Raw genomic sequence first — 2,043 nt, forward strand, 5'->3', positions numbered from 1 at the left:
TAACCGCCTAACCAAACCCCCAACTTCATACCGAGCCGAAAGCACAAACGGCTACACCACTACACGGGACTTGACCCCTCTACGTTGGTGAATGCTGCACCGCCACCAGGAGCAAGAGCAAAATTAGTAGCAAAGTACGGCTGTGGCGCCAGTCTAGAACCCGCCTTCGAAGAAGAGCTAGGAAATGTAGCTTTAGCGGTTTTCGTCCATTCTTTTTCCCCGGCAGGAGATCCTGTTATATCTGCCTCACTCGCATTAGCAATGCCACTATGCACAACGGACAGGGCCAATAGCGTTGGGATGGCTAGCCGCCAAGCCTTCATCTACATTCCTCCACGTCTCTTATAAAACTGTCGGCAAATACATAGACTATCTGCCTACGCTTTGTCGACTAGGGTCATTCGCAGGTTGAAAAAGTTAAGACTGAGTCTGCCACGGCGTCTACATGACGCAACAAGTGCTGACTCCGCGTGTATCTGTGAGGAGGAACACACGTGACCCGCACTATCGTCGTCGGGGCCGGCATGACGGGCCTCGCCACCGCGTGGCACCTACAGGAGTACGGACATGAGGTGGAGGTGCTGGAACGCATCGATGTCGCCGCCGGCTCTTCTTGGGGCAACGCTGGATGGCTCGCACCAGGAAAAACGATCCCCCTGGCCAACTCGAGCTTGTGGGCGTACGGGCCCACAGCGCTCTTTGACAAGCACGCCGCTCTTGATGTGCCTGTGCGCATCGACCCGAAGCTGTGGCGCTTCTGTGCGAACTTCATGGCGCACGCCACCGGCCGCGCCTGGGACAAGACGATGGCGGGCCTGACCAAGGCGGACCTCGGAGCCCTCGCGGCCTTCGACGAGCTCGAGGCCGGCGGCGTGAAGGCAACCACCAACGAGGGCCCGTTCATCATCGGATTCGAAAACGAAAAGAAGGCCGGCGGCTTCCTCAAGGAGGTCGAGGGCGCGCAACGCCACGGCCAGGAGATCCCGTTCGAGCAGATCACGCTCGACGACGCCCGCAGGGACGCCCCGATGCTTACCGACAAGGTGGGCGCGACTTTCCGCATGGGCGGCCAGCGTTTCATCGAGCCGGGCCCGTACTGCCAGGCAATCGCGGACTCCATCGTGGAGCGCGGCGGCAAGGTCACCACGGGTGTGGAGGTCGTGGAGGTCACCTCCACCCGCAAGCCGGCCGTGAAGCTGGCCACCGGCGAGTGGCTGCACGCCGACAACGTGGTGCTGGCCACCGGCGAGTGGCTGCACGCCGACAACGTGGTGCTGGCCACCGGCGCGTGGCTGCCGAGGCTAGCCAAGGACCTCGGCGTGACCACGCTGATCCAGGCAGGCCGCGGCTACTCCTTCTCCGTGGAGACCGCAGAGCCGGCAACCTGCCCGGTGTACCTGCCGGACCCGAAGATCGCCTGCACCCCGTACCAAGGCCGCTTCCGCATCGCCGGCACCATGGAGTTCCGTGGCCCGGACGAGCCGTTCCAGCCGGGCCGCGTCGCGTCCATGATCCACACCACCAAGCCGTTCTTCCGCGGCATTGACTGGGAGGACCGCCAGGACGAGTGGGTCGGCTCCCGCCCGGTGACCCCGGACGGCCTGCCTTTGGTGGGCGCGACCAAGGTGCCCAACGTCTACACCAACGGCGGGCACGGCATGTGGGGCATCATCCTCGGCCCGCTGTCCGGCAAGATGCTGGCGAAGCAGATTGAGACCGGCGAGGTTGATGAGACCATCGCACCGTTCGACCCGCTGCGCGGCCCCTTCGGCGGCCTCTAGCTGTACGGACCGGAGACGTTGATCGATGGGACCGGCATCAGCCGACCATGTGCTGGGCGATTGATTCTTTGACCTGTTCGATGAACGCCCGAGACGCGGGGCTCGGATTGAAAGAGCCCCACGCGACGTACTCGGCCCGGCAGGGGCCATCGGCCACGGGAACTGCTCGCAGCGCTGGGTTAGCTGGCACACATTCGACGGGCAGCAGGCAGACGCCCAACCCACGTTCGACGAGGGCGAGCATGAACTCGGTCGACATCGC

At 63.4% G+C, this 2,043-nt stretch carries 2 protein-coding genes; one reads left to right on the forward strand and one right to left on the reverse strand.

The features are described from left to right. Positions 1–494 precede the first annotated feature (494 nt). Positions 495–1,781, forward strand: a complete 1,287-nt coding sequence (locus QP996_RS11690; RefSeq protein ID WP_284872804.1) for an NAD(P)/FAD-dependent oxidoreductase — start codon at positions 495–497, stop codon at positions 1,779–1,781. A 37-nt stretch (positions 1,782–1,818) separates the two neighbouring features. Here QP996_RS11690 and QP996_RS11695 read toward each other — a convergent pair. Beyond that, positions 1,819–2,043 (reverse strand): LysR substrate-binding domain-containing protein (locus QP996_RS11695; protein WP_284872805.1); only part of this gene is annotated, 225 nt, incomplete at its 5' end.

The sequence above is a fragment of the Corynebacterium sp. MSK008 genome (assembly GCF_030232585.1).
Classification (GTDB): Bacteria; Actinomycetota; Actinomycetes; order Mycobacteriales; family Mycobacteriaceae; genus Corynebacterium.